The 24,632-nt window shown below is 59.6% G+C and carries 26 protein-coding genes, 3 tRNA genes and 1 pseudogene; 12 read left to right on the top strand and 18 right to left on the bottom strand.

The annotated features are described in order from the left end of the window. Window positions 1-74: 74 nt before the first annotated feature. Together QRN70_RS03075 and QRN70_RS03070 are read right to left on the bottom strand one after the other, a co-directional pair. Entirely contained in the window at window positions 75-356 is a 282-nt protein-coding gene (locus tag QRN70_RS03075; protein WP_041478733.1) for a peptidylprolyl isomerase, read from the bottom strand. 99 nt (window positions 357-455) lie between these two features. Beyond that, window positions 456-1,325 carry an esterase/lipase family protein gene (locus QRN70_RS03070; protein ID WP_285415743.1) on the bottom strand — a complete coding sequence of 290 codons (870 nt, stop codon included), beginning with the start codon at window positions 1,323-1,325 and terminating at the stop codon, window positions 456-458. A 330-nt stretch (window positions 1,326-1,655) separates the two neighbouring features. Between QRN70_RS03070 and QRN70_RS03065 the strand changes: the two genes are divergently transcribed. Next, entirely contained in the window at window positions 1,656-2,819 is a 1,164-nt protein-coding gene (locus tag QRN70_RS03065) for a hypothetical protein (RefSeq protein WP_285415742.1), read from the top strand. A 60-nt stretch (window positions 2,820-2,879) separates the two neighbouring features. Here QRN70_RS03065 and QRN70_RS03060 read toward each other — a convergent pair whose 3' ends face one another. Beyond that, window positions 2,880-3,956, bottom strand: coding sequence for a 3-deoxy-7-phosphoheptulonate synthase (locus QRN70_RS03060; RefSeq protein ID WP_285415741.1), 1,077 nt, complete (start codon window positions 3,954-3,956; stop codon window positions 2,880-2,882). A gap of 673 nt (window positions 3,957-4,629) precedes the next feature. Here QRN70_RS03060 and QRN70_RS03055 point away from each other — a divergent pair. The 7 genes from QRN70_RS03055 to QRN70_RS03025 all read left to right on the top strand — a co-directional run bounded on the left by QRN70_RS03055 (window position 4,630) and on the right by QRN70_RS03025 (window position 8,796). Then, window positions 4,630-5,073 (top strand): GNAT family N-acetyltransferase, encoded by a 444-nt coding sequence (locus tag QRN70_RS03055; protein ID WP_285415740.1) that lies wholly within the window; start codon window positions 4,630-4,632, stop codon window positions 5,071-5,073. Window positions 5,074-5,200: 127 nt separating this feature from the next. After that, window positions 5,201-5,842, top strand: coding sequence for a response regulator transcription factor GacA (gene gacA, locus QRN70_RS03050; RefSeq protein ID WP_032829778.1), 642 nt, complete (start codon window positions 5,201-5,203; stop codon window positions 5,840-5,842). Window positions 5,843-5,844: 2 nt separating this feature from the next. Beyond that, on the top strand, window positions 5,845-7,668 hold the full coding sequence (uvrC, locus tag QRN70_RS03045) for an excinuclease ABC subunit UvrC (RefSeq protein ID WP_285415739.1): 1,824 nt from the start codon (window positions 5,845-5,847) through the stop codon (window positions 7,666-7,668). Between the two features lie 32 nt (window positions 7,669-7,700). Then, window positions 7,701-8,261, top strand: a complete 561-nt coding sequence (gene pgsA, locus QRN70_RS03040) for a CDP-diacylglycerol--glycerol-3-phosphate 3-phosphatidyltransferase (protein ID WP_285415738.1) — start codon at window positions 7,701-7,703, stop codon at window positions 8,259-8,261. 60 nt (window positions 8,262-8,321) lie between these two features. Then, window positions 8,322-8,397, top strand: a tRNA-Gly gene (locus tag QRN70_RS03035). A 45-nt stretch (window positions 8,398-8,442) separates the two neighbouring features. After that, window positions 8,443-8,516 (top strand) — tRNA-Cys (locus tag QRN70_RS03030). A gap of 193 nt (window positions 8,517-8,709) precedes the next feature. Next, window positions 8,710-8,796 (top strand) — tRNA-Leu (locus QRN70_RS03025). A gap of 227 nt (window positions 8,797-9,023) precedes the next feature. On the opposite strand, the gene QRN70_RS03020 is transcribed toward QRN70_RS03025, so the two are convergent. Beyond that, window positions 9,024-9,713: a lipopolysaccharide kinase InaA family protein gene (locus QRN70_RS03020; protein WP_285415737.1), complete on the bottom strand. Its 690-nt coding sequence runs from the start codon at window positions 9,711-9,713 to the stop codon at window positions 9,024-9,026. 156 nt (window positions 9,714-9,869) lie between these two features. Next, on the bottom strand, window positions 9,870-10,355 hold the full coding sequence (locus QRN70_RS03015) for a hypothetical protein (RefSeq protein WP_285415736.1): 486 nt from the start codon (window positions 10,353-10,355) through the stop codon (window positions 9,870-9,872). A 50-nt stretch (window positions 10,356-10,405) separates the two neighbouring features. Between QRN70_RS03015 and QRN70_RS03005 the strand changes: the two genes are divergently transcribed. Both QRN70_RS03005 and QRN70_RS03000 read left to right on the top strand, forming a co-directional pair. Then, window positions 10,406-10,576 (top strand): IclR family transcriptional regulator, encoded by a 171-nt coding sequence (locus QRN70_RS03005; RefSeq protein ID WP_285418090.1) that lies wholly within the window; start codon window positions 10,406-10,408, stop codon window positions 10,574-10,576. Between the two features lie 60 nt (window positions 10,577-10,636). After that, window positions 10,637-10,873, top strand: a complete 237-nt coding sequence (locus tag QRN70_RS03000; protein ID WP_285415734.1) for an IclR family transcriptional regulator domain-containing protein — start codon at window positions 10,637-10,639, stop codon at window positions 10,871-10,873. Window positions 10,874-11,265: 392 nt separating this feature from the next. On the opposite strand, the pseudogene QRN70_RS02995 reads toward QRN70_RS03000, so the two are convergent. Together QRN70_RS02995 and QRN70_RS02990 are read right to left on the bottom strand one after the other, a co-directional pair. Beyond that, window positions 11,266-11,607: pseudogene (locus tag QRN70_RS02995) on the bottom strand (MFS transporter); the annotation flags it as partial. Between the two features lie 191 nt (window positions 11,608-11,798). Continuing rightward, entirely contained in the window at window positions 11,799-12,893 is a 1,095-nt protein-coding gene (locus tag QRN70_RS02990) for an acyltransferase family protein (protein WP_285415733.1), read from the bottom strand. Window positions 12,894-13,331: 438 nt separating this feature from the next. On the opposite strand from QRN70_RS02990, the gene QRN70_RS02985 reads away from it, so the two are divergent. After that, window positions 13,332-13,571, top strand: a complete 240-nt coding sequence (locus QRN70_RS02985; protein WP_350224494.1) for a YceK/YidQ family lipoprotein — start codon at window positions 13,332-13,334, stop codon at window positions 13,569-13,571. A 41-nt stretch (window positions 13,572-13,612) separates the two neighbouring features. On the opposite strand, the gene QRN70_RS02980 is transcribed toward QRN70_RS02985, so the two are convergent. Next, window positions 13,613-14,029, bottom strand: a complete 417-nt coding sequence (locus QRN70_RS02980) for a hypothetical protein (protein ID WP_285415731.1) — start codon at window positions 14,027-14,029, stop codon at window positions 13,613-13,615. A gap of 3 nt (window positions 14,030-14,032) precedes the next feature. Between QRN70_RS02980 and QRN70_RS02975 the strand changes: the two genes are divergently transcribed. Continuing rightward, the gene (locus tag QRN70_RS02975) at window positions 14,033-14,191 is read left to right on the top strand and encodes a PA2433 domain-containing protein (RefSeq protein ID WP_285415730.1); all 159 of its coding nucleotides are present in this window, start codon (window positions 14,033-14,035) and stop codon (window positions 14,189-14,191) included. A gap of 37 nt (window positions 14,192-14,228) precedes the next feature. Here the strand turns inward: QRN70_RS02975 and QRN70_RS02970 are convergent, their stop codons facing one another. The 10 genes from QRN70_RS02970 to QRN70_RS02925 all read right to left on the bottom strand — a co-directional run bounded on the left by QRN70_RS02970 (window position 14,229) and on the right by QRN70_RS02925 (window position 24,532). After that, entirely contained in the window at window positions 14,229-14,513 is a 285-nt protein-coding gene (locus QRN70_RS02970; RefSeq protein WP_285415729.1) for a hypothetical protein, read from the bottom strand. A gap of 157 nt (window positions 14,514-14,670) precedes the next feature. Further along, on the bottom strand, window positions 14,671-14,901 hold the full coding sequence (locus QRN70_RS02965) for a hypothetical protein (protein ID WP_285415728.1): 231 nt from the start codon (window positions 14,899-14,901) through the stop codon (window positions 14,671-14,673). 119 nt (window positions 14,902-15,020) lie between these two features. Beyond that, window positions 15,021-15,251, bottom strand: a complete 231-nt coding sequence (locus tag QRN70_RS02960) for a hypothetical protein (RefSeq protein ID WP_285415727.1) — start codon at window positions 15,249-15,251, stop codon at window positions 15,021-15,023. Between the two features lie 70 nt (window positions 15,252-15,321). Further along, a complete protein-coding gene (locus QRN70_RS02955; protein WP_285415726.1) occupies window positions 15,322-16,959 on the bottom strand; it encodes an ABC-F family ATP-binding cassette domain-containing protein in 1,638 nt (545 codons plus the stop codon). A 144-nt stretch (window positions 16,960-17,103) separates the two neighbouring features. Next, window positions 17,104-18,141, bottom strand: coding sequence for a DNA topoisomerase IB (locus QRN70_RS02950; RefSeq protein ID WP_285415725.1), 1,038 nt, complete (start codon window positions 18,139-18,141; stop codon window positions 17,104-17,106). Between the two features lie 73 nt (window positions 18,142-18,214). Continuing rightward, window positions 18,215-19,294, bottom strand: a complete 1,080-nt coding sequence (modC, locus tag QRN70_RS02945; RefSeq protein WP_285415724.1) for a molybdenum ABC transporter ATP-binding protein — start codon at window positions 19,292-19,294, stop codon at window positions 18,215-18,217. 3 nt (window positions 19,295-19,297) lie between these two features. Beyond that, the gene (gene modB, locus QRN70_RS02940) at window positions 19,298-19,978 is read right to left on the bottom strand and encodes a molybdate ABC transporter permease subunit (protein WP_285415723.1); all 681 of its coding nucleotides are present in this window, start codon (window positions 19,976-19,978) and stop codon (window positions 19,298-19,300) included. Continuing rightward, entirely contained in the window at window positions 19,979-20,746 is a 768-nt protein-coding gene (modA, locus tag QRN70_RS02935) for a molybdate ABC transporter substrate-binding protein (protein ID WP_285415722.1), read from the bottom strand. Window positions 20,747-20,914: 168 nt separating this feature from the next. After that, window positions 20,915-21,979: an NAD(P)H-dependent flavin oxidoreductase gene (locus QRN70_RS02930; RefSeq protein ID WP_285415721.1), complete on the bottom strand. Its 1,065-nt coding sequence runs from the start codon at window positions 21,977-21,979 to the stop codon at window positions 20,915-20,917. Window positions 21,980-22,087: 108 nt separating this feature from the next. Continuing rightward, complete coding sequence (locus QRN70_RS02925; protein ID WP_285415720.1) at window positions 22,088-24,532, bottom strand: autotransporter; 2,445 nt, start codon at window positions 24,530-24,532, stop codon at window positions 22,088-22,090. Window positions 24,533-24,632: the final 100 nt, after the last annotated feature.

Below are 24,632 nucleotides of genomic sequence, written 5' to 3'. Positions count from 1 at the left end.
CCAGTCGAATCATGTTTGCAAAACACAACGGCCCACCAAGGGGTGGGCCGTTGTGCAGCGCGTCGGTGGACGAATCAGTCCTGACGGCTGGTGACTTCCAGCAGGTGGTAGCCGAACTGGGTCTTCACCGGGCCTTGCACGACGTTGATCGGCGCGCTGAACACCACGGTGTCGAATTCCTTGACCATCTGGCCAGGACCGAACGAACCCAGGTCACCGCCCTGACGGCTGGACGGGCAGGTGGAGTTGGCCTTGGCCACTTCGGCGAAATCGGCACCGGCTTCGATCTGAGCCTTGAGTTCGTTGCACTTGTCTTCGCTGGAAACCAGGATGTGGCGGGCAGTGGCTTTAGCCATGGGAAAACTCTCCAATCAATTTCAGTAAAGTGCGGAGCCTACCGGATTCAGTGGCCGATTTCTCGGCAAAGTTCCATTGCACCGCTCACGGCCTGCGCGCTACAGACGCTTGGCACGCAGGCGCGCGGCATGCTCAACATACAGTTCGATGGGGTCGAAGGAGGTCATGCGCTGACCAGCGGTGCGGCGCAGGCTGGCCAGATGGTCGAGCGGGTAGTCGGAGCGGATCACTGTGCCCAGGTGGGAACTGAAGCGGCCGACGAAACCGTCGTTCTGTGCCGGTTCGGTAATGAAGTACTCCGCCAGCGCGCGGGAGATGCCTTGCAGCGAATCGATCGCGTTTGCGCCAGTTGCGGGCAGTACGCCGCTCCAGGAGAAGTAGCGGATGCCGTTGACCAGTTCGGTGCCGTGCCCGCCCCAGGTCGAGGGCAGCCCTTGCGGGTATTTGTCGTTGAAGTTGCCGACGCCCTCGGTGGTCAGCGCATTCAGCGCGGCCAGCGCACTCTGTGGCAGGGCCGCGTTGCCGCTGAGCAGAGACAGAAAGTCGGCAAACAGGGTGGCGACACCCTGCGCGACGTTTTCCGGCAGGCGCCCGGGGACCAGCGCCTTGCGCAGGAAGTCGGCCAGTTCCGAACCGTGGTTCGGTCCGCTGACCGAGGTCACCGAAGCGACGCTCTTCGGTGCAACCGCTGCTGCATAGCGTGCGGTGAGTGCGCCCTGGCTGTGGCCGATCAGGTTGACTTTGCTGGCGCCTGTGCCACGCAGCACGCAGTCGATCTGCGCCAGCAATTGCTCGCCGCGGACTTCATTGTCATGGGTGGCTGACAGGTGCGCGACGAATACGCGGTTGCCTGCCGCTTTCAGTGCCTGCTTGACATCGTGGAACAGCTCGAACGGGCCAATGCGCTCGAAGCCGAACAGGCCGTGCACCAGCAGGATGGGGTAACGGGTGGAAGCATTCCGTTGCATGTTCTTACCTTTTTCGCAGAAGTTTGGCGGTGAAATCTGCGGGCCACTCTAAAACACTCACCTCGCTGCAGACGTACGAAGCCGCCTCAGTCGTTGCGGGAAAGTGGACTAGCACCTGTACGATTCTTCGGATCTTTCTGAAATCCGGGTCGGAATATTTGGACATCTTTTCCAACCGTCCAAGGCGTTTCCGCTCGCTTGCCTACTTTCTCCATCCAGATTGCCAGTGGAGCGCAATGCATTGTGCTGACAGCGGATCCTTGCTGATTGGCGTTCAATTCAGGTTGTCGGCGCCGTCATTGACGACAGCGCCTTATCCAGGGAATGGAAATGCAAATGACGACTCAGGAAGTACACCGCGCAACGCCGTTGTCGCAACGCGCGAACCATGACATCCACCTGGCGGACGGAGGTCAGCTGCGCCTCAAGGTCGACGAGCATTCGCTGGAGATCTGCTACGACCTGCATTCCAGCGCAAGCGGCAGGCTACAGCCGCCCATGCTCGACTCGGTCGACGGTGCGGTGCTCGATCCGGCGTTGCCGCGAGGGATTGTCCGTGTTGCGCCTTATCCCGGCATGGCCTGCGGCGACAAACTGATTCTTAGGTGGGATGGGCTGGATCTTGAGGGTTATGCCTACCAGCACGAAATCGTCCGCTTCGTCAGTGAGAGCCAGGTAGGCAGGGAAGTGGTCTTCGTGGTCAAGGGCATGCACATCGCCGCACTGGATGGCGGTTCGCTGGAAGTGTATTGGACCCTGGTCAGTGCCGCCCGGTCTGCGCCATTGTGCTCCGACCGCCTGCAACTGACAGTCGGCGATGCGCCGCCGCGGCTGCTGGCGCCGCACATTGAAGAGTCGGTGGGCGCGGTGCTGGACCCTGATCGGGTCGCGCAGGGAATCTGCATCACCGTTCAGCCTTACGCGCGCATGGCGGTTGGCGACCGGGTCCTGCTGTGCTGGCAAACGGAGGGCGCTGCGCTGACGTACAGCGATAGTTTGCGGGTCGAGGCGTTTATCGTCGGCGAGGCGTTTTCGTTCTGGATTGCACCGCAAAGCGTGGCAGCGGTTCTCGGCGACAAAGCCACGGTGCGTTATCAGGTGCGGCAGAGATGCGGCACGACGCGAGAATCCGAACCGGTGCAGATTGTCTTCGCTGCGCTGAATCGGGGGATTCTGGATGCGCCTGATGTCCTCGAGTCCGAAGATGGCGTGGTGCAGGTGGACGACTCCCTGGATGGCATTACCGTGGTCATCGGTAATGCCCAGGTGCAGGAAGGCGAGTTGGTGTACCTCAAGTGTGACGGCGATTTCTTCAGCCATGCTGATGACCGGGAGATCAGTCGGGACATGGCGGGGCAGCCGCTGGTGTTTATCGTGCCCCACAAGTTCTGGCGTGAGCATGCAGGCTCGACCGTGCGTGTCGCCTACTCGGTCGAGCATCTGGACGATGTCAGTCAGGCGTCGGCGGTGACCACGGTACGCGTCGAAGCGTAGCGAGCCGCGACGGTTGCGCCCTTCCGGTCGACGAGGCGAACCGGAAGGACGTCATTGCGCTCAGGCTTGCAAGGACTGGCGCAAGCGTACGGCAGCTTCCTGCAACAGACGCTCGGTGGCATCGAAGCCGAGGCAGCCGTCGGTCACCGATACCCCGTAGCGCAGTGCCGGACTCAATGGCTGGCAGCCTTCGAACAGGTGTGATTCCAGCATCATGCCGATCAGCGAGCGGTCGCCTCGCAGGCGTTGTTGGAGCACGTCATTGAACACCGCCGGTTGTCGCAGTGGGTCTTTGCCGCTGTTGGCGTGACTGCAATCGACCATGATCCGGCTCGGGATCTTCAGGCGCTTGAGCTCGCTGTCGATACGGGCCACGCTGGCGTGGTCGTAGTTCGGTCCCTGGTGGCCACCGCGCAGTACCAGGTGCGTGTCCGGGTTGCCAGGGGTCTGGATGATTGCCGGGTGACCTTGACTGTCCACGCCGAAGTGCCGGTGTGGGTGTGAGGCCGAGCGCATCGCATCCACCGCGATCGCCACGCCACCGTCGGTGCCATTCTTGAAGCCGACCGGCATGCCCAGGCCACTGGCCATTTCACGGTGGATCTGCGACTCGGTGGTACGGGCGCCAATGGCGACCCAACTGAGCAGATCGTCGAAGTAACCGGCGGCCATGGGTTGCAGCAGTTCGGTGGCAACGGGCAGGCCGATGCGGATCATTTCCAGCATCAATTCGCGGGACAGGGTCAGGCCACCGGCCATGTCATCGCTGCCGTCCAGATGCGGGTCGTAGGCGAGGCCTTTCCAGCCGACCGTGGTGCGCGGTTTCTCTACGTAGGCACGCATCACCAGGAGCATTTGATCGCTGACATCAGTGGCCAGGCGGGCAAGCTTGCCGGCGTATTCAAGGGCGGAGTGCGGATCGTGGATCGAGCAAGGGCCGACGATCACCAGCATGCGCTGGTCTTCACCGTTGAGGATCGCACGCACGGCCTGGCGGTGGGCGGCGATTTGCTGGGCCAATGCATTGCTCAGGGGCAATTGCTGTTTGAGTTGCAACGAGCTGGGCAGACGCAAGGTCAGTGCTTCGTTGGCAGGATTGAGGGTGGACAGCGGCAGAGCAGAAACGGACGAATTCATGATTGGGCTTCCTGGGCTGGCGGCGGGTGCTTCCCGCTCGCTCGGCCCTACTGGGGTGTTCGACAGTGGGCCGTATTGGCTACATGGGTGTGTTTGCCACCTTTGGGTGACCGATCGGAGGCGGCAGGCTGTCCCGAGCGGAGGCTGGTAAATCGCCAGGCGCTGAAGCTGTCGTAACGGTAATAAGTGGCGTAGTTCATGTCGTGATTCCTCAAAGTGTCTGGTGTGATGCTGAAAAAGTGTGGCGCTGAAAAAACAAAACCCCCAGTCGGGGAGGCCGACCGGGGGTTGAGAATTCTCTGGTGGGCGACCCGTTTTTCATGGGCGCCGTGTGGGTATCAGGCGCGCCAGTGGCTAAACCAATACCCAAAATAAAAGCTGACCGGAGCGCAGACGTCAGTCGCCCGGGCAGCCGAAACCGAGCGCAGGGCGCTGGCGGTACGAGGCTGTGATAGGGCGTTGAACATGGTCTGTCTCCGATGAGTTGCGCCGAGCTTACTAGAGGCGGCTGCGCGTCAGCAATCAGAAATTGCTATCGAATGCGCAAGACGCGCGCTATCGCTCGAACAGGGCCGAGTTTGTGACACACTCTGCGTTTTACTCCCTTGGCCAAGGATGAACCATGTCGTTAATGACAGGTTCGCGGCCGGTGATGATGAGCGGGGAGACTTGCATGACATTCCAACTGCGCCAGGCGACGTCGGCTGATCTGCCATTCGCCCGCGAACTCGCGTGCCAGAACATGTTGCGCTATTACATCCACTACGATTTGCTCTGGCAGGATGAGGCGTTCGACGTTGCCTGGGCGGGGCGTGACAATTGGCTGATTGTCCGTGATGACCAGTCGGTGGGTTTTTTCAGCCTCAGTCGCGACGCACGAGCGCTGTATATCCGCGAGTTGCAAGTCGCCGAACGTTTCCAGCGCCAGGGGGCAGGGGCGTGGGCGATCGACCAGGTCATGGCCATGGCACGTCAGGAACGCCGACCGGCCTTGCGCCTGACGGTGTTCAAAAACAATCCGGCGCAACAGCTGTATCTGCGAAAGGGATTACAGGTGCAGGGCGAGGATGAGTGTTTCCTGCGCATGCAGCTCGATTTCAGTACAGTTGTGCTCTGAAACCCACGGCCGGCAAGCCCTGGCTGATGAATTGAAACTTTTTATATGCGGCTTGCCGCTAGGTCTGTTCGGCTCTTTTTGCTAAGGTGTCGGGCATCCCAATAAGACCATATCGCGAGGTGTCTGCTTGATTAGGGTGCTAGTGGTCGACGACCATGATCTCGTTCGTACAGGCATTACACGAATGCTGGCCGATATCGATGGCCTGCAAGTGGTCGGGCAGGCCGAGTCCGGGGAAGAGTCCCTGATCAAGGCTCGGGAACTGAAGCCCGACGTAGTGCTGATGGACGTCAAGATGCCTGGCATCGGCGGCCTCGAAGCCACGCGCAAACTGTTGCGCAGCCATCCCGACATCAAGGTTGTTGCAGTAACCGTGTGCGAGGAAGATCCGTTTCCTACACGTTTGTTGCAGGCGGGGGCCGCCGGTTATCTGACCAAGGGCGCCGGGCTGCCGGAAATGGTCCAGGCCATTCGCCTGGTGTTCGCGGGGCAACGCTACATCAGCCCGCAGATCGCCCAGCAACTGGCGATCAAGTCGTTTCAGCCCACCAACGATTCGCCGTTCGATGCCCTGTCCGAGCGCGAGATCCAGATTGCGTTGATGATTGTCGGCTGTCAGAAGGTGCAGATCATTTCCGACAAATTGTGCCTGTCGCCAAAAACCGTCAATACCTACCGTTATCGCATTTTCGAGAAGCTCTCGATCAGCAGCGATGTCGAGTTGACGCTCCTGGCGGTTCGCCACGGCATGGTTGATGCCAGTCTCTGATCATGACTGAACCCTTCGATTCCGGCGCCTTTCTGTCGACCGTCAGTGGGCGCCCCGGCGTTTATCGCATGTTCGACAGCGATGCACGCCTGCTCTACGTCGGCAAGGCCAAGAACCTCAAGAAGCGTCTGGCCAGCTACTTTCGCAAGACCGGTCTGGCGCCGAAAACCGCTGCCCTGGTCGGGCGTATTGCTCAGGTCGAAACGACCATCACCGCCAACGAAACCGAAGCGCTGCTGCTTGAGCAGACGCTGATCAAGGAGTGGCGGCCGCCGTACAACATACTGTTGCGCGACGACAAGTCGTACCCCTACGTGTTTCTGTCTGACGGACAATTCCCGCGCCTGAGCATCCATCGCGGCGCCAAGAAGGCCAAGGGCAAATACTTCGGGCCGTATCCAAGTGCGGGAGCGATCCGCGAAAGCCTCAGCCTGTTGCAGAAGACGTTTTTCGTCCGCCAGTGCGAGGACAGCTATTACAAGAATCGCACCCGCCCGTGCCTGCAATACCAGATCAAACGCTGCAAGGCGCCCTGCGTCGGTCTGGTCGAGCCGCAGGTCTATGCCGAGGACGTACGTCACTCGGTGATGTTCCTCGAAGGGCGCAGCCACGCGTTGACCAACGAGCTGTCCACGGCGATGGAAGAGGCGGCGATCAATCTCGAATTCGAGCGTGCCGCTGAGCTGCGCGACCAGATCGCCTTGCTGCGTCGCGTCCAGGACCAGCAGAGCATGGAAGGCGGGACGGGCGATATCGATGTCATCGCCGCGTTCGTCAACCCGGGCGGCGCCTGCGTCCATCTGATCAGCGTGCGCGGTGGTCGGGTACTGGGCAGCAAGAATTTCTTCCCGCAGGTCGGCATCGAGGAAGATGTCGGCGAGGTCATGGCTGCGTTTCTCGGCCAGTATTTCATCAGCAGCCCCGAGCGCGATTTGCCCAGCGAGCTGATCGTCAATGTGGTCCACGAAGATTTCCCGACGCTGATCGAAGCCATCCAGGAGCTGCGCGGGCGCGAACTGAGCATCAGTCATCGAGTGCGTGGCACTCGCGCCCGCTGGCAGCAGTTGGCGGTGACCAATGCCGAGCAGGCCCTGGGCGCGAGGCTGGCCAACCGACAGCATGTCGCCGCACGTTTCGACGCATTGGCTGAAGTGCTGAACCTGGACGAGCCGCCCCAGCGTCTCGAGTGCTACGACATCAGTCACTCCAGCGGCGAGGCCACGGTGGCTTCCTGCGTGGTGTTCGGTCCCGAAGGGCCGATCAAATCCGATTACCGGCGCTACAACATCGAGGGTGTCACTGCGGGCGATGACTACGCGGCAATGCACCAGGCGTTGACGCGTCGCTTCAGCAAACTGAAGGACGGCGAGGGCAAGTTGCCGGACATTTTGCTGGTGGACGGTGGCAAGGGGCAGCTGTCGATGGCTCGTGACGTTCTCAATGAGCTGGCGGTGCCGGATCTGATCCTGCTCGGTGTCGCCAAAGGGGCGACGCGCAAGGCTGGCTTCGAAACGTTGTATCTGAATGATGCGGCGCACGAGTTCACTTTGCGCGGCGATTCCCCGGCGCTGCACCTGATCCAGCAGATTCGCGACGAGGCGCACCGTTTCGCCATTACCGGGCACCGAGCGCGGCGTGGCAAAACCCGGCGCACCTCGACGCTGGAAGGCGTCGCCGGGGTAGGGCCTACCCGCCGCCGGGACTTGTTGAAACATTTTGGTGGATTGCAGGAGCTGTCTCGTGCAAGCATCGAAGAGATCGCCAAAGCACCGGGGATCAGCAAAAAGCTAGCAGAGTCGATTTATGCAAACCTGCATAGTGAGTAGAATGCCCATTCACCTCGTAGCCAGTTGTGCCGATGAATATCCCTAATCTGATTACCGTTCTCCGCGTCCTGCTCATCCCGATTTTCATATTGCTGTTTTACCTGCCTTACCAATGGAGTTACCTGGCTTCAAGCTCGGTCTTCGCCTTCGCTGCGGCAACCGACTGGCTGGATGGCTATCTGGCGCGCCGTCTGGAGCAAAGTACGCCGTTTGGTGCGTTTCTCGATCCGGTTGCCGACAAATTGATGGTCGCCGTGGCATTGGTCCTGTTGGTACAAGAGCACGGCAACCTGTGGCTGACGCTGCCGGCCGCTGTGATCATCGGGCGCGAGATCGTTGTTTCCGCATTGCGTGAGTGGATGGCAGAGCTGGGTGCGCGTGCCCATGTCGCCGTGTCGAACCTGGGCAAGTGGAAAACTGCCGCGCAGATGCTCGCGCTGGTGATTCTGCTGGGCAATCCCAAAGACTTCACGTTCTGGGTTTTTGTCGGCTATGCGCTGCTGATGGTTTCCGCAGGCCTGACTTTGTGGTCGATGGTCCAGTACCTTCGCGCTGCCTGGCCTCATCTGAAGACCGATGTAGAAAAGAAATAAAACTTTTTTGAATCAAAGGGTTGACGGGGCTTCTGGAATCTATAGAATGCGCCACACCAAGCGGGAATAGCTCAGTTGGTAGAGCACGACCTTGCCAAGGTCGGGGTCGCGAGTTCGAGTCTCGTTTCCCGCTCCAATTTGTACGCGTTTGTTGTTGTGCTACTGACAGCGAATGTTTTGAGGCCGAGTAGCAAAATGGTTATGCAGTGGATTGCAAATCCACCTACGCCGGTTCGATTCCGACCTCGGCCTCCACTATAAACAAGCTCCGTAGATCCATGATTTACGGAGCTTTTTTATTTACAGCACGGCAAAAGATTTAGTCTTGAAAACGCCGTTGCCAACTTGCTTCACCGGGAAGTGATGTATATATTTCCCCCTCTGTCGCTCAAGCGCCAATCCTGTCAGGATCGCGAATGGGCAACAGGTTCAGCAACACCGCGCTACCGCCCGAATGGCGAAACTGGTAGACGCATGGGACTTAAAATCCCCCGCTCGTAAGGGCGTGCCGGTTCGATTCCGGCTTCGGGCACCATCTAAAATCAAGGGTTTGCGGGCGAAAGCCGATGCAAACCCTTGTTTGTTTCCGGTTCGTAATTTTAGCGACGAGCTGCAACTGGCTTTGTTGGCATCACTTTCTTGCCTTTCCGATTCCGAATGTACTGCTTGGTCGTATGCCCAAGTTGATCTTCGGTATGCATGATGTCGCCACTCGATTGCGCCTAATCGCTGATTTGACTCGCGATTAATAGACTTGGACTGTCAAGTGCGCCCCTGCGTGATTATCTGTCGGCCCAGATGCTTTTCATAATGATGAAGAAAATGCTGCCACTCCGGTTCGCTCCAATTGGAATGGCGCCTGAGTTGCAGAATGTCGTGCCGCGCTGCCCGCAATAAGCTTACGCGCCCGTGGGATTTCTCGAGATCGAGCAGCGCAAGATCGAACTCGGGACCGCTCGACGAATGATTAACTTTGATGAAAATGTGTTTGGAGCGCATGCAGCCATGTTGCCAGCGGCCGAGATGCATTCGTGCCATTAACGAAGCAAGTCGTTCAAGTACATTGTCGAGCTGCGTTGGAGTGAAGAGGTTTTTTGCACCTTGGCTGTACCATGATTCCAAATCCTGGAACCCGTTTAGATCCTTGGTGACCAGAATGCCGTGCCAGACCCCTTTGATTTTTTGCGCGCCGTAGAAGACCGGTTGAGGGGCGTTGACGCCAAGCTGGAGTAACTTTGTCAGCGCGCGACCTTCGCGCAAAGTGGTGGGTCGTCCCAGAGGATATCTCAGGCTGCGAAACAAATGCCCCGTCTGGCGCTTAACGTAGACGGTCGCACCGTTATGCATCACCCGCTGCACACCGCTTGTGCCGCTCCTGCGTACATTGGGTTCTTCTACCCACGGCCCCGATGTATTCCACCAGTAGGAAAAAAGTTGGTCAGTCCTGCGCATCGCGCACTCCATTTTTGTGTTGTTATCAGCCTGCGCCCTTGGCTTTTTGTTGACAGGCGTTGCTCCGCAATTCAAACAGACGTTTCAATGCGAGGCTAGTTCCTTTTGCTGATCCTGTATATCCGTTAATGCGCGGCAACTATTGGTCAATAGCAATCAGTCGGCCAGAGGGCAGGTGTTGCGGTGGACGGCGAAGTCGGCATAACTGTGTTTTTGCTTTTGAGGCATGAAGGGCGTGTCGAGTGTGCCCAGCGCAATCGAAACCCGGTCGGCGAATTCGCGTCTCCCGGTATCCGTAGTGCGTTGCGGGGAGTACTGCCAAATGAACCCTTCGTTCTTGTCGATTGCCCGGAGTGCATCGCGGGGTCTGTTCAAGTTGCCTGGAATGAGTTGATCGCCACAACGATGGCGAGGACACCGCCCTTGGCGGATAATCAAATTTCCGGCCTGACAATGATTTGTATAACGGGCCCAACAGATGAGGTCTTTTTCTGATTGCAAATGCGCGGCCGCGTCCAGCGGTAAATGGTGTGGCTTCGGCTGACCGGTCTTGACCGTGCTCACGGCTTTCCAGGTTGGCGATACGGCATTGAGCCTGGTGGAACTGGTTGAGCGTACCGGGCTGATTAAAAGCACGGTCATGCGCTTGGTGGTTTCGCTGGAAAATCATGGGTTGATCAACCGGATGGCCGATGGCCGATGGCCGTTACCAGTTGGCCAGCGAAGTCATGAGGCTTGATGCTGTTTACCAGGAAGCCCTGGATCTTGAGCGTCATGTGATGCCGAGGCTTCAATATCTTTCTGAACAGTCCGGGGAAACTGCATCATTTTACGTTCGCCACGGCGCCTATCGGATGTGCTAATACCGGGTGAGCTCCTCACATCGCCTGCGACTCAACCTGCAACCAGGTGATATGCGTCCGATGGACGAAGCGGCAGGCGCTCAGGCGTTGCGTGCACCGTTCCCGGTAGGCATCGCGCTGGAAAAACCCTACTACTCGCGCGGCGCAACGGATCCCCATGCCGCTTCCATTGCACTGCCAATTCATGGCGCTCAGCAAGAGTTGATGGGCGCGCTGGTCATTTCCGGGCCTGCGAGTCGATTGACGGAAGAGGCCGCCGACAGCATTAAGGACGACCTTTTTCGAGACTGCCCGTGAGCTGATGCGCAGCCTTGGCTTCAAGCCCGCAAACGGGACCCCCGCTGGCAACGAGTTAGAAGCCGTAAAGTGAGACGGGATTGTCGCAGAGCATCAAAGTGCGTTTGCTCTTGCGGTACCCAGGCCGTGAGTAGATCCAGCAGGGCAGCCCCATGTGATCGATCACCGTCCGTGCCATGTCGGTCGAGGGCGTCAGCCTTGCGCCTGAGTCACCTTGGCTGCAGGGCATTTTGGCCATTACCCTCATGGAGGTGAGGGCAGCCAGTTTCCCTCCCGCTTGTAAGAGACCGCGTCGAGACGAACCAGGATGAGTTCTCTTTTTGCTGTGCGAATACAACGATGCCCATGTTCCACCAAGGGGAAATGGGCATCGTCTTCAGGTAAGGCAGCCTCTATTTGACGCTGACTGCCAGTTCACCCTGTTCGCGCTGACGCTTGCGACCGAGCACCAGAACCATGACGCCGGCCAATGTGCAGAGCATTGCCAGCGGCAATAGCGCCAATGCATAGCTGCCGGTTGCATCATGAATCGCACCGTAAGTGTTAACCATCAGTCCGCCACCAATCAGGTTGGCCATGGCGCCAACGGCCGCCAGCCCTGCAGCTGCAGTAGAAGACGACAGCCAGCCAGACACCAGTGCTCAGAACGGCTCCTTCATCGAATAGGCTCCCACCAAAACCATGGTCAGCATGACGATCGTGGCCGTCAAAGATGAAGTGAACAGGGTCATGATGCTTCATCGGGTTTAGTGTTAGCTCGTGGCAGTGATGGACGGTGCATTCTGCGTGCAATCATGTCCTCACTGAGCCGGGTGTAGGCCGGCTCAGTTATCGAAGTTACATGGAGGTGGTGGCCTAATAGCAGGTTTACCAACAATCAAAAACTCGCCTGCGAGTATGACGAATGGCGTGCTCACGTAACGATCTAAGCGTTTTGCAGTACTTTACTCCTGACCCGACTCCGTTTGATCCATATCATAGAGGGCCTCTCAACAAAAGCGTGTATAAGAAGTGCTGCCAGGTAGGCGCAAACTGTTGCTGTCACTATCGAGGAGTATGGTCCGAATCCACAATCCACTAGAACATACATGATGGCGTAGCCAAATAATGCGTGAACTACATAGAGTGGGTAACTGATGTCGGAGAAATGGGAGAGTAATCTGTTTTCTTTGATGCTGTTTCGAAAAATGAAGCAGATATAAAATACTGCCATCGCGAGAATGTAGCCAATGGTCCATTGGTTTATATAGTTTGCTGGCTCTGCTACTCCCAATAGGAGGATCAGGATTAATGCAAATACTGTCATCTGGAGAGTCCAGAATTCGTTTTTAGTTATTTTTTTGTTCAGCAGGGAGAAATAGGCGGTTCCTAACAGGAGCAACAACCCTGCGGCAACCTGGACGCCAACGAGGTAGCCCTGAGTCTTGAGCGTGACGGTTGAGGCGGCGGCAATCGCTAAGGCTGCTACGATGTATTTTTTAATGTCAAAATTTAAAATTGTGGTGCCCAATACGCACATAACTAGATAGAAATAGATCTCTACTTCCAATGTCCAGCTGATTCCGTCTATTCGAGTTACCCCTAGCGGGGCCCGAGTGATTACGCCAAAGTGTGCGAGCATGTCCTTAACTGGAAACAAGAAAGGTCTGTGCACATAAAGTGAGAGAAAGTAAAGTGAAAGCATTACGATGCAGAACCCGGCGATGTAAACGGGGTAGATGCGTATAGCGCGGCGATATAAAAAGCCAAGTTTTGTGTCGCTTCTCAGGGAGAATGGAATTACAAGTCCGCTTACTATAAAGAATACACCTACGCCGAATTGTCCGAAAACTATGCAGTATTCCGATAGTATGGATAGTGGGAATTCTAAACTTGGAAAGTTGGATATGGCCGGTACTTTCATGAGGTCGGAAATGCCTGGATGCATTACCCAAAAAATGCCGATGTAATGGGATACCAGCACGGCTATCGCGCCGACACCTCGAAGGATGTTGGCAAAAACAATTCTTTCGGTCGTCATGTACATTTCCGACAAGGGGGAGGATCGGCGCCAAGATTACCATTTGCTGCTTTCTTGGTCGCGGATTTGGAGAGAGGAAGTGATCGGAGCAGGTAGTCACCCCGTTCCCTCAGCCTTGGATTTGATCGGCAGCTTGTGATTCGCTACCGCCTCTCTCATTTTGAGTTGATCCAATGACAGGCTCTGAGTCGGGCAGGTGTTTTCCCGGGTCTACTGTGGGCGAGCTTCCGCTCCACGACGTCCTCGATTGATTGCCGTGGGAGCCCGGTTGGCTTGAATTCGAAGTTACTCCATGTTCGTAATGGACTCCGGCTATTTTTATATTTATCAAAAGCTTACGAATAAAAAATAATGTAAAGTATTTTCTAATCGGGAAGAATTGCTGCTCCAGTCATCACTATGCGAAGGGCGGGAGAGTAAATTTAATAAGGACATTACTTGTTTCGAAGCGCGATTTTGCTGGCTTTGGTTATCTGTCTGAGTGGCTGCATGGCCACCGCGATGCGGATGGATTACGACAAGCACCGCTGCCCTTACATTGGTGTGCGGTTTGACTGGTGGCTGTTGGGGACTTCGAAAGGCAAGCTGTTGCCTTTTTTACTGATCGATGCGCCGTTTTCCTTGGTGGTCGATACACTGTTTTTTCCCATCGAATACCAGTACAGCTGCAACCTTTAACCTATTGGATTGCCCCGCCGGTGATCGGCAGAGCATGACCGTCAGCCGTACCTGTACAGAGGATCGTCGATCAGCCGAAGCTCCTGTTGGCTGAACTGCACGCTGTTGAGGCATCGAATGGCTTCAAGCACGCCTCTGATCGGGATCTGCCGTGATGGCTGTTCAACGATTTCGAGCAGGCGCTGGTAATCAGGAGCTTTGCCCTCCAGGTATTTTTCGATCAGCGCTTTCAGCGCAAAACGGTCCTGCTGGTCGGTTGGCACGTTGGTTTTTTCCCTGTAACCGGCACCCGGTGATTCCTGACGCGGTTTGATTTCTGCAACTATAGTGAAACTCCCAAGTACACACAGGTGGAGTTTCTCATGAAGCGATTCGTACTGTTTATCGCCGCTTTTGTGGTGGCGGCACCGTTGTTCGCCGCAGACGACTTGTGCACTGTGAACCTGCAGAAACTGCATGACTTGCGCCAGACCCCGGTTTTGGGTCAACCCGCACTGGGTGATATCCAACAAGACCGCAAAGACGCAGAGAAGGCGCAGAAAGACGGTAATAAACAGAAGTGCATCGACCTGACCAACCGGGCGCTGGAGAAAGTGAAGAAACTTCAGGGTAACAACTAAAAAACAATGGGCCGATCAGATCGGCCCATTTTTTTGTCTAGACAAAAGTCTGCCCGGCGAAACCGCGCGGCAAACGTTGCAGACCGGTCATCGCGCTCAGGCGTTCGATCCATTCCGAGCGCCAATCGCCGGCATGAGATGCGCTACCTGGCCGACGGGCTGCCCGGCGGGAGGCATTGCGCTGGTCTTTACGGGCGGTTTTGTAGGCTTCGGTGTTACGGCAGCTGCGGCACTTCACGCGGTTGAGTTCGCTGCTGGAGGAAAGGTTGCTGCCCTTGTGGCCGCAAGCCAGGTGTCCGTCGACTTTGAAATGAATGACCATCAAAGATCTCCTTGGTGACGTGTACAGTTTTGACCCCACACGACCAAGGGGGTTCTGCCTCCGGAGAAAGCACACCCGGCCAACCGGCAGCCGGCGAGCAACTGATGCGTCGTCGCTCAACCGCCAGTTCGGCTTGTAGAACCCGGCTATCGGATCCTCATCTGAACCGTGGCAGTGGCCGCTCGATGGGTTTGAGCGTCGACAAGGTGCTGCGGATCAGCGGAGTGTCTTTTTCGATGTCGTTCAGCCGGTCACGGATACGCAGGGCTGTCGGATGGCCGCCCTGATGATCGACCCAGTCGGCGATCTCTTTGCAGGCCGCCGCGAGGCGCGCCTGCCGTGCATCGAGCAAGGTGAGGAGGGTGGTGATGGACTCTTTTTCGGACATGGGACACCTCCGTTGATGAAACCGCTGCGGGGCAGCAAAAAGCCCGCAAGCGCGAGCTCTCTGCCGTTGGGGCGCTGCTCCTTCAGCTGGTTTCAGTATAGACCCGTAAGTGACAGGTATCAGCCGGACGACTGCGGGGCCGGTGCTCGCGAGCTGACGGCGTTGAGCCGCTGACATTCACGTCGGGCGTCTGCTTCGAGATCGTAGCCGTCGCCGATGAAGCCACCGGTTCGCGTGTCGCAGATGCGGTACCAACCGAGTGCCTCGGCTGGCTCATGCAGGCTTTCTCCGGCGCGACGGCCGTGGATGATGATCTTGTTGCAGCGCTTCACGACGAATATGTCTTCCATGGCGTCACCGCGGCTGATCGTTCCACATCAACTATAGAAGCCCCGGCAAATCGTGCAAAAAATAGACAGGTCAATTCGTCGGTTGCAACTGCCACCCGCTCGGCTGCCAACGCAGGTAATGGCTGGGGTTCAACGCCTGGAGGAACGCCTGGTCGTGGGAAACCGCGACAATCGCCCCTGGAAACGTCTGTAAGGCTTGTTCGAAAGCTTCCACCGATGCCAGGTCCAGATGGTTGGTCGGTTCGTCGAGCAGCAATAACTGCGCTGCGGTTTTTCCCCACAAGGCCAGGGCCAGTGCAGCCTTGAGGCGTTCACCGCCGCTCAGCGCCGCGCAGGGCTGGGTCGCGCGGCGAGCGTCCAGTTGCAGGTGGGCGAGGTGGCTGCGCAAGGTGCCCTCGCTCAGAGCTGAACCTTGCGCCAACAGCTGTTCGATGATCGAGCGCTGATCGTCCAGCAGCGCCAGTTGCTGATAGAGAAAGGCCAGCGGAACGTGCGTCGTGCATTCGCCGGCGGCCGGTGCCAGCGTCTGTGCGAGCAGTTTCAGCAAGGTCGATTTGCCGCACCCGTTGGGGCCGCTGACGGCGATGCGCAGGGGGCCGCACAGGTTGAGGCTGAGCCGGCTCGTCGGCGCGTCGCTCGGCAACCACGGTAAAACCGCCTCCACCAAAGTGCACACCTGCCGCGTCGCCGGCACCGTGCTGCCAGGCAAATTGATCAGCACGCCGGTTTCGGGAACCACCTCGGCATAGGCGTCACGCACCTGTGCGTCCAGCTCGGCTTTGCGCGCCTGATGGCCGTGGCGGACATGCCCCATGATGTCCCTGGCAGCGCTTTTTATGGCCACCCGTTCGAAACTGGCGATGTTGGCGGTGTCGGCGTTGCGCCTGGAAGTCGCGGCATGGCGCTGGATGGTGTCGTGTTCGCGGCACATTCGCTGTCGTTCGCGTTGGCGCTCGCTTCGCGCCTGATCGAGTCGCGCCTGCGCTGCCGCTTGAAGCCGCTGTTGCTGTTGGCGGAACGCCGAATAATTGCCGGTGAAATCGCTTGCGCCGGACGCGCTCAGTTCGATAACGCGCTGCATGCGATCGAGCAATGACCGGTCATGACTGACCACGATCAACCCGCCACGCCATCGCTCCAGCGCGTTCAGCAGCCAGCGGTGGCCGGGCGCATCCAGATGGTTGCTGGGTTCATCGAGAATCAGCACCCGGGCCTGGCTCAGCAATGCGCCAATCAGTGCAACGCGTGCCTGTTGACCGCCACTCAGATGCTCAGTCAGGTCAGTCACCGCGACGCCCGGCAGACCGGCGTCATCCAGCATGCGCCGCAGGCGCTCGGGCAGATCCCACTGATCGTCAATAATGTCGAAATCTTCGACCGACGCGCTGCCGCGATTCACCCGCTCCAATGCATGGAGAACGGCCGCACAGCCGATGGTTTCGGCCACGCTTTCCTCAGGTGCGAGGCTCGGGGATTGCGCCACATAGGCGACGTCCACCGGGCAGTGGATGCGCCCGGATGTCGGGTGCAATTGCCCGGCGATCAGGCGCGCCAGCACGCTCTTGCCGATACCGTTGCGCCCGACGATGGCGGTGGGCGTGTGGTCGAAGGTCAGGTTGAGATCATTGAACAGCGTCTGACCGTTGGCGAACTGAAAACCCAGTTGGTTCAGGGAGACGAGCACAGGCGTACGCGAGACGTGAGTCATCGGCACCTCCAAAAAATGTCGTGAACGGTGACAAGCGCCTTGAAGGCGTGTCGCGATTACGTTTTTTGAAGGCTCAGTTGTTCACTTCTGCGGTCGTCCTGAAGGAAGGAGAGGTCGCTAGCCTAGTCGAGACCGGCGCCGGGTTCAAGGCGCAGCGGCTACCTCGGCCATGCGCTCGAGAAACAGCGCCAGAGCCACTTCTTCCTTGCGCAGGCCTTTGCGCACACGCGGTTTGGGCAGCTCGGCGAGGGCGCCGAGCATGAAATGCTCGACCACGGCCGGATGGATGTAGCACTTGCGACACACCGCCGGGGTGTTGCCCAAGGTCCGGGCAACGCCCTTGACCATCTCCACCACATGCCGCTTGGCTTCGCTTTCCGATTGCCATTGCAGCTCGCGCAGGACTGCCAGGGCCAGGGCGCTGCCGGCCCAGGTCCGGTAGTCCTTGGCGGTGAAGTCGGCGCCGGTGAGGGTCTGTAGATAAGCATTCACGTCGGACGAGCTGACGGTGTGCCGCTCGCCGTTTTCGTCGAGGTACTGGAACAGATTCTGCCCGGGGATTTCCAGGCAGCGCTTGATGATCCGCGCCAGGCGTCGGTCCTTGACGGTGATCTGGTGTTCGACACCACTCTTGCCGCGAAACTGGAACAGAATCGCACTGCCGTTGACCTCGACATGGCGGCTGCGCAGGGTCGTCAAGCCATAGGAGCGATTGTCCCGGGCGTACTGGCTGTTGCCGACGCGGATCAGCGTGGCGTCGAGCAGGGTAATCACCGTGGCCATGACTTTGTCGCGGCTGAAGCCGGGCGCTGCCAACAGGGCTTCCAGCTGTTTGCGCAATTTGGGCAAGGCCATGCCGAATTCGCGCAGGCGTGAGTATTTGTCGGCATCGCGCACTTCGCGCCAGCGCGGGTGATAACGGTATTGCTTGCGGCCGCGGGCGTCGCGCCCGGTCGCCTGCAGGTGGCCGCGCGGGTCGGCGCAGATCCACACGTCGGTGTATGCCGGTGGTACGGCGAGGGCATTGATGCGCTTGATTTCATCGGGATCGGTGACGCGCTGGCCTGCCGCATCGAAGTAGCAGAACTTGCCGCGCAGCTTCTTGCGGGAGAGCCCGGGCTGGGTGTCGTCGACGTAATGCAGGTCCGGAGGCAACACATCGAGCAGCGCGGTATCGGGCATGGCAGTTTTCCTTGGCGGCAAATCAGGCTGTTACAGCGATTGACCGCACGCCATGCCGGTGGTGCCCGCGGATTTACGCCAGCACCGCCACCGCTTTGATCTGCGCCCACAGTTGCTGGCCCGTGTGCACGCCCAACTGGTCTCGCGAGTAGCGAGTGATGCGCGCCAGCAGCGGGGTGCCAGCGGCATCGAGGCGGATCAGCACATGCGCGGCATTGTCGGCTGCCTGCTCGCTGACCACGGTCACCGGCAGGCGGTTGAGAATGCTGCTGGATTCACTGTTGTGCAGGGTCAGGCTGATATCCCGGGCCTGCACTTTGCAGCGCAGTGCCTGGCCCGTGGCCATCGGTTGATGGGTCACGCGGATACTCAGCAGGCTGTCCGGCAGTTGCAGGGTGAGCAACTGATAGTCGGCGTCATAGGCGCTGACGTGGCCTTCAATCACCACGCCGGCATCGTCACCCATGGCCAAGGGCAGGTCGAGACGCGCCAGGGTTTCGCCGATCGGCCCGCTGGCCAGCGCCTTGCCGTCCTCCAGCAGCACCAGATGATCGGCCAGGCGCGCGACTTCATCCTGAGCGTGGCTGACGTACAACAGCGGAATATCGAGCTCGTCGTGCAGACGTTGCAGGTACGGCAGGATTTCGCTTTTGCGCTGGCTGTCGAGGGCGGCCAGCGGTTCGTCCATCAATAACAGTTTCGGGCTCGTCAGCAGTGCGCGGGCGATACCGACACGCTGGCGTTCGCCGCCGGACAGATGCTGCGGGTGACGCTCGAGCAAATGGCCGATGCCCAGCAGTTCCGTGGCTTGTGCCATGTCCACGCGGCGCTGGGTCTTGGTGATGCGCTTGAGGCCGAATTGCAGGTTGGCCAGCACCGAAAGATGCGCAAACAGGCTGGCTTCCTGGAACACATAGCCAAGCGCGCGTTTATGCGGAGCCAGGAAAATGCCATTTTCGCTGTCCTGCCAGACTTCGTCGTTGATGCGGATAAACGCCTGCCCGGCCCGCTCCAGGCCGGCGATGCAGCGCAGGCAGGTGGTTTTGCCCGAGCCGGACTGGCCGAACAGCGCGGTCACGCCACGGCCGGGCAGGTGCAGATCGACGTCGAGGCTGAAGCCCGGGTACGCCAGTTGCAGACGTGCATCAATCATCGATCAGCTCCAGCCTGCGCGGGTCTTGCGGCTGGAATACAGCGCCAGCAACACCAGGAACGAAAACACCAGCATGGCCCCGGCCAGCCAATGGGCCTGGGCGTACTCCATGGCCTCGACGTGGTCGTAGATCTGCACCGAAACGACGCGAGTCTTGTCGGGAATATTGCCGCCGATCATCAGCACCACGCCGAATTCGCCGACGGTATGGGCGAAGCCGAGGATCGCCGCCGTAATGAAACCGGGGCGCGCCAGCGGCAGGATCACGCTGAAAAAAGTGTCCCACGGATTGGCGCGCAGGGTCGCGGCCACTTCCAGTGGGCGTGTGCCGATCGCGGAGAAAGCGTTTTGCAATGGCTGCACCACGAACGGCATGGAATAGAGCACCGAACCGATCACCAGTCCGGTGAAGCTGAACGTCAGGGTGCCGAGCCCCAGCCATTGGGTGAAATGGCCGATAAAGCCGTTCGGACCCAGCGCCAGCAACAGGTAAAACCCGATCACGGTCGGTGGTAGCACCAGGGGCAGGGCGACAATTGCGCCGACGGGGCCGCGCAGCCAGGAGCGGCTACGCGACAACCACAAGGCAATCGGCGTGCCGACGACCAACAGGATCACGGTGGTCAGCGACGCCAGTTTCAGGGTCAGCCAGATCGCCGCGAAATCGGCACTCGTCAGCGCCATTTAGAGCTGGTAACCGTAGGACTTGATGACCGCAGCGGCTTTCGGGCCTTTGAGGTATTCGACCAGTGCCTTGGCGGCGGCGCTGTCCTTGCCTTTGTTGAGGATCACCGCGTCCTGCTTGATCGGGTCGTGCATGCTCGCTGGAACGATCCACGCCGAGCCGCTGCTGACCTTGCCGTCCTTGTAGATTTGCGAGAGGGCGACGAAACCGAGTTCGGCGTTGCCGGTGGAGACAAACTGGTAGGCCTGGGTGATGTTCTGGCCTTCGACGATCTTGGCTTGGGTCGCTTGGGTCAGATTCAGTTTTTCCAGCACCTGGGTGGCGGCCAGGCCATAAGGCGCCGCTTTCGGGTTGGCAATGGACAAGTGCTGGTACTCGTTCTTCTTCAGTACGTCGCCTTTGGCATCGACGTAACCTTCCTTGGCCGACCACAGCGCCAGGGTGCCGATGGCGTAGGTGAAGCGCGAGCCTTTGACGGTGTCGCCTTCCTTCTCGAGTTTTTCCGGTGTGGTGTCGTCGGCCGAAAGGAACACTTCAAACGGTGCACCGTTTTTGATCTGGGTGTAGAACTGCCCGGTGGCGCCGTAGGCGGCGACCAGTTTGTGCCCGGTGTCTTTTTCGAAATCGGCGGCGATGGCCTGGATCGGTGCCGTGAAATTGGCAGCCACCGCGACCTGGACTTCGTCGGCCTGAACCGCGCCGATGGCGAACACCGCCAGCAAGGAAGCCAGGCAGGTAGGGGCAAAACGTGAGGCACGAATGGTCATGTAACAGCTCCGTTGATGGCAAGTGCAGTGGGCAGTTGTTATTGGATTTGACTGCGCCGATGCGAGGGGTGATTCGCTATATATCGGAATATATAGCGAAATGCCGCTAAACGGAATGTGTTGCCGCAGAAGCGTGGCGAGAACCGTGAATTGCCACCACGCCGGCGCTCAGCTGCGAGTCAGTTTCGCCAGGGCACCTTCGGCCAGTTGGCGCGTCAGTTCGGCACTGTCCAACTCTTTGCCGAGCGTGAAGGCCTGGCCCGCCCAGAGGTTGCTGAACTGCGCTTCGTTCTTGGCGCGCAACGGCATCAATGCGCCGCCGGCCAGAGGAAACGCCGGCGCCTTGTCTGACATCGGGCCGATCTCGCGCATCACCCGATTGAGAATTCCGCGCGCCGGACGCCCGGTAAACAGGTTGGTCAGCGCCGTTTCGCTTTCCTTGGCCGTGCGCAGGGCCTTGTGGTGCGAGGCGCTGACCTTGGCCTGCGGGGTAAACAGGTACGCTGTGCCGACCTGCACTGCCGCGGCGCCAAGCATGAACGCCGCCGCGACACCGCGCGCATCGGCAATGGCGCCGGCGGCAATCACCGGCACACTCACGGCATCGACGATTTGCGGCACCAGGGCAAAGGTGCCGACCTGGCTATCAAGGTCGCTACTGAGAAACATCCCGCGGTGGCCGCCCGCTTCGTAGCCCATGGCGATGATCGCGTCGCAGCCGTTCTGCTCCAGCCAGATCGCCTCATCGACCGTGGTTGCCGACGAGAGGATTTTCGCCCCGGTGGCCTTCACTCGATCGAGCAGGGATTTTTCCGGCAGACCAAAATGGAAACTCACCACTTCCGGGCGGAATTCTTCCAGCACTTCACAGGCCGCGGCATCGAACGGCGCGCGGTTCGACACCGGTGTCGGCGCGTCGAAGTCGACACCCAGCTCGCGGTAGTAAGGCTCCAGCAGATTTTTCCACTCACGCGCTCGCGGCTCATCGGCAGCGGGCGGCTGGTGGCAGAAGAAGTTGACGTTGAATGGCCTGGCGGTGCCCTGGCGAATCGTTTGCAGCTCTGCGCGCAGCTGCTCGATGCTGAGCATCGCCGCCGGCATCGATCCCAGGCCGCCAGCGTTGCACACTGCGATCACCATTGACGAATCGGTGGCACCGGCCATCGGGCCCTGGATGATCGGCAATTCGATGCCAAGCAAGTCGAGAATGCGGGTATCTGGCCATTGGCTCATGGAAATGACTCCGAAGGACAAAACGGGGCAGGGGCGCCGGAGGCGGTTTTTTTACCAGCAAAAGTGCCTGCTCGGCCAGCCGTGATTTGTAGCCTGAGCGGTTTCGGCTCAGCGCCGATGCAATCCGCCACCTCCACCGCCGAAAGAGTGGTTCATCAATTGTGACGAGTGATGGAAGTTGTTCAATCGCTGATTGCCGAAGTTGCGTGCGGCAGAATCGCGATTGAGATTTTGCAGTTGCGCATTGTTGTTGACCGGCGTGTGAGTGGCGCCACCTTTGACCATCGACTGCCAGCCAGCGTCGGTCTTTTTGTAGACGTTGCCGTCATGCCCGGCGTACACATTGTCACCGATCCGCGCGGCGCCGCTGTTACGTCCACGGATCCCGCCATATTGGCTGGTGGTGCCGGTGTTGGGGTTATAGACCGCGCCACGATTGGCCGTGACCTGTGTGCCGTTGCGCACATTGCCCGCCGTGACTCGCCCGCCGGCAATCGCGCCACCATTCGGCCCGACCACTTCGCCGCTGCGCCCGGCGGCGTAGTTGCCGGTGTAGACGTTGTGCACCGCGCCACGCTGGCCCGCGGCGGCGACGCCGGTCCGCGAGTTATAGGAGGAACTCACCTGGCCGGCCCAGCGGTTGCCGGTCCAGGCGTTATAGCCTGCGCCATAGCGACTGACGGTCGCGCGATCGCCCCATTGCCGGTAGAGGTTGCCGGTGGTGCCGGCCCAGCCGCCGGGGCCCCACGCCACCGCGCCGCCGCGGTATCCGTAGGCCGCGCCGCCCCAGGCCAGCGGGGCCGGATACAAGTGCGGCCCCCATGCATAACCCCAGCCGTAGTTGCCCCACCAGGGGTAGGCGCCCCATCCCCAGCCCAGGGCGGCGGTGCTGCCGCCCCAGCTCCAGCCGAAACCGAAGCCGAACGTCCAGCCGGTCCATGGGGTGTAGCGAATGGCGACACCAAAACCGTACGTCAGCGGCGGTCCGTACCAGACACTGCCGACCCACGGCGTATACGGGTAACCGGTGCCGTAGACCACCACGCCCGTGGCCGGGTCGAGCGTCGAACCCTGGTAGCCGGGGGTGTAGCCGACCACCACCGTGTCGCCCCTGGTTTCGTAGACTTTGACGTAGGTGAGGTAATGCATCGGTGAGCTTGGCGGAATCGAATAGATCACTGCCGGCACCGCGCCGGCCACCGTCCACGGCCCGGTGACCGCTGTGGCACTGAACCAGATGCCGTTCTCCACCGCATACCAATGGCTGTCATCGACACGAATGATCGGCGTCGAACTGTTGAACACATAGTGCAGCGGTGTGCCGTCAATCGCTTTGAGCTGGGGCTCGCCGTCGAACTGCGGCGCGCTCATCTTCACGGCGCTTTTGTTGATGGCCGACGTCTGCGGGATGGTGGCGGCAATCGCCGCTTCCTTGGCCTGGGGCGTGCCTGCCACCGAGGCTTTGACGTTTTCCTTCGGACTGTCATCGGGGATGTTGGCGAAGTCGGCCGGCAGTTTATCCGCCGGGACAAACGTCCAAGGCCCGTTCATGTCGCTGGCGCGAAACCAGCGCCCCGAGATCAGCACGTAGCTGTACTGATCGCCGATCTGCTTGAACAGGTGCCCGGTGGTGTTGCTGACATACAGCAACTGGGTGTCCTGGATCGGCAGCCATTGCGGCGCCCCGTCGGTGACGATCAGTTCGCTGGGTGTGGTCGCGATGAAAATTTTCGGCTGCGGCGGTTTTGCCAGGTGGGGGATCTTGTCCTGCGGATCGCTTTGCCCGGTGAGCAGATCCACCTGGCGGCCCTGGACTGCCGCCTGCCTGGCTTTCTCCAGGTCGGCGGGCGGCGAGGGCAGGAGCGCATAGGGGCCACCCAACTGATCGGCGACCATCCAGCCATCGAACACATGCAGATAGTGCTTGCCCTGCGCATCCTTGAGCAGCAAGGGCCGGGTATTGATCACCCGTTGCAGCGGGGTGCCGTCGACCGCTCGATAGGCCGCCTCGCCATCGATGTAGACAAGGATGGCTGGAACGTCGCTGCTGATGATCGTCGGCGGGGTGTTCTGCAGTGTCGCGGTCTCGGCTTTCTGTTCGGCCGCCAGAACACCGACGGCGGCCTCGAGCTGATCGAGGGCAATGGTTTTCTTGCGCTTGGCCGCATCCTGGCGCAGCGTGGCCAGCCAGGTATCGGCCTGGCGGGCGTCGGCGGGGAAGTCGGCCTTGATGATCTGATACTGGTCGAGCGCGACCCAGCGCGTCGCCTTGTCGACCAGGGTGTGGGCACTGAACTCGACGATGCCGTAGGTCGCCTTGCCATCTGCCGCCGTCGCCTCCACCGCCGCGCGGCCCAGCAGGGTATAGCCGTCCCAGCTGTCGAGCTGCGGCTGATAGACGGTGAGTTTGGCCTTGCCGCTGCTGATCACTTGCGGCCAGGTCGGCTCATCGGCGCCAGGGCTGGCTGTTTTCGCCGCGGGTGCCGCCAAGGCAACGTTGAAAAGCAAAGCGCCGAGCATCAGCCAGGCAAACACGGTGCGCGTGCGCAACATCGTCAACTCCATCGACAAGGGCCGCTCGGGGGACTTGGGCGGGCCGTCGAAAAAGCATAGACGCCCGCGTTGGATTCACCCGGCGGTTTCGCCGATTGGC

It is taken from the genome of Pseudomonas sp. efr-133-TYG-5 (genome assembly GCF_030209175.1).
GTDB lineage: Bacteria > Pseudomonadota > Gammaproteobacteria > Pseudomonadales > Pseudomonadaceae > Aquipseudomonas.
The sequence above is the reverse complement of the archived record's forward strand: the minus strand, read 5'-3'. Positions and strand labels throughout refer to the sequence as shown.

What these genes read in the sequence shown, in the direction of transcription:
- QRN70_RS03075 (WP_041478733.1), bottom strand. Translation starts at nt 356, where the DNA reads ATGGCTAAAGCCACTGCCCGCCACATCCTGGTTTCCAGCGAAGACAAG.
- QRN70_RS03070 (WP_285415743.1), bottom strand. Translation starts at nt 1,325, where the DNA reads ATGCAACGGAATGCTTCCACCCGTTACCCCATCCTGCTGGTGCACGGC.
- QRN70_RS03065 (WP_285415742.1), top strand. Translation starts at nt 1,656, where the DNA reads ATGCAAATGACGACTCAGGAAGTACACCGCGCAACGCCGTTGTCGCAA.
- QRN70_RS03060 (WP_285415741.1), bottom strand. Translation starts at nt 3,956, where the DNA reads ATGAATTCGTCCGTTTCTGCTCTGCCGCTGTCCACCCTCAATCCTGCC.
- QRN70_RS03055 (WP_285415740.1), top strand. Translation starts at nt 4,630, where the DNA reads ATGACATTCCAACTGCGCCAGGCGACGTCGGCTGATCTGCCATTCGCC.
- uvrC (WP_285415739.1), top strand. Translation starts at nt 5,845, where the DNA reads ATGACTGAACCCTTCGATTCCGGCGCCTTTCTGTCGACCGTCAGTGGG.
- pgsA (WP_285415738.1), top strand. Translation starts at nt 7,701, where the DNA reads ATGAATATCCCTAATCTGATTACCGTTCTCCGCGTCCTGCTCATCCCG.
- QRN70_RS03020 (WP_285415737.1), bottom strand. Translation starts at nt 9,713, where the DNA reads ATGCGCAGGACTGACCAACTTTTTTCCTACTGGTGGAATACATCGGGG.
- QRN70_RS03015 (WP_285415736.1), bottom strand. Translation starts at nt 10,355, where the DNA reads ATGACCGTGCTTTTAATCAGCCCGGTACGCTCAACCAGTTCCACCAGG.
- QRN70_RS03005 (WP_285418090.1), top strand. Translation starts at nt 10,406, where the DNA reads ATGGCCGATGGCCGTTACCAGTTGGCCAGCGAAGTCATGAGGCTTGAT.
- QRN70_RS03000 (WP_285415734.1), top strand. Translation starts at nt 10,637, where the DNA reads ATGGACGAAGCGGCAGGCGCTCAGGCGTTGCGTGCACCGTTCCCGGTA.
- QRN70_RS02990 (WP_285415733.1), bottom strand. Translation starts at nt 12,893, where the DNA reads ATGACGACCGAAAGAATTGTTTTTGCCAACATCCTTCGAGGTGTCGGC.
- QRN70_RS02980 (WP_285415731.1), bottom strand. Translation starts at nt 14,029, where the DNA reads ATGCAGTTTCTGCAGGTTCACAGTGCACAAGTCGTCTGCGGCGAACAA.
- QRN70_RS02970 (WP_285415729.1), bottom strand. Translation starts at nt 14,513, where the DNA reads ATGGTCATTCATTTCAAAGTCGACGGACACCTGGCTTGCGGCCACAAG.
- QRN70_RS02965 (WP_285415728.1), bottom strand. Translation starts at nt 14,901, where the DNA reads ATGTCCGAAAAAGAGTCCATCACCACCCTCCTCACCTTGCTCGATGCA.
- QRN70_RS02960 (WP_285415727.1), bottom strand. Translation starts at nt 15,251, where the DNA reads ATGGAAGACATATTCGTCGTGAAGCGCTGCAACAAGATCATCATCCAC.
- QRN70_RS02955 (WP_285415726.1), bottom strand. Translation starts at nt 16,959, where the DNA reads ATGACTCACGTCTCGCGTACGCCTGTGCTCGTCTCCCTGAACCAACTG.
- QRN70_RS02950 (WP_285415725.1), bottom strand. Translation starts at nt 18,141, where the DNA reads ATGCCCGATACCGCGCTGCTCGATGTGTTGCCTCCGGACCTGCATTAC.
- modC (WP_285415724.1), bottom strand. Translation starts at nt 19,294, where the DNA reads ATGATTGATGCACGTCTGCAACTGGCGTACCCGGGCTTCAGCCTCGAC.
- modB (WP_285415723.1), bottom strand. Translation starts at nt 19,978, where the DNA reads ATGGCGCTGACGAGTGCCGATTTCGCGGCGATCTGGCTGACCCTGAAA.
- modA (WP_285415722.1), bottom strand. Translation starts at nt 20,746, where the DNA reads ATGACCATTCGTGCCTCACGTTTTGCCCCTACCTGCCTGGCTTCCTTG.
- QRN70_RS02930 (WP_285415721.1), bottom strand. Translation starts at nt 21,979, where the DNA reads ATGAGCCAATGGCCAGATACCCGCATTCTCGACTTGCTTGGCATCGAA.
- QRN70_RS02925 (WP_285415720.1), bottom strand. Translation starts at nt 24,532, where the DNA reads ATGTTGCGCACGCGCACCGTGTTTGCCTGGCTGATGCTCGGCGCTTTG.